Annotated in this window: 1 protein-coding gene; it reads left to right on the forward strand. The window is 65.8% G+C overall.

Annotated features, from left to right (window positions below; genetic code table 11):
• Positions 1-12 precede the first annotated feature (12 nt).
• Positions 13-400, forward strand: a 388-nt coding sequence (locus IM317_RS23805) for an SDR family NAD(P)-dependent oxidoreductase (protein WP_193362562.1), incomplete at its 3' end; no start/stop codon positions are given.

The following is a 400-nucleotide window of genomic DNA, read 5'->3' on the forward strand; positions in this document are numbered from 1 at the left end:
GCTGGAGGCGCGATGAAGCGGGCAATGGTAACCGGGGCCAGCTCCGGGATCGGCGCCGCAGTGGTGAGGCAGTTGCTGGCGGACGGCTGGCAGGTGATCGGCATGAGCCGTTCGCTGCCGCCCTTCTCACAGCCGAACTTTCGCCATCTGATGGTCGACGTCAGCCAACGCAGCGCGCTGCTGGCGGCGCTGGAGCAGATTGAGCCCCCTCAGGCCATCATTCACGCCGCGGGTTCAATGGCGGCCGCCACCCTGGGTAATCTGGACCCTCAGCGCAGCGAGTCGTTGTGGCGTTTACACGTCGATGCTGCTCAGACATTGGTCAATCACTTCGCCCCGACCATGGGGCCAGGCGGGAGGATCGTTCTGCTGGGAAGCCGTACGTCACGAGGCGCCGCTG

This window comes from Enterobacter cloacae complex sp. S3 (genome assembly GCF_014930495.1).
In the GTDB taxonomy this organism is placed as follows: domain Bacteria; phylum Pseudomonadota; class Gammaproteobacteria; order Enterobacterales; family Enterobacteriaceae; genus Enterobacter; species Enterobacter asburiae_B.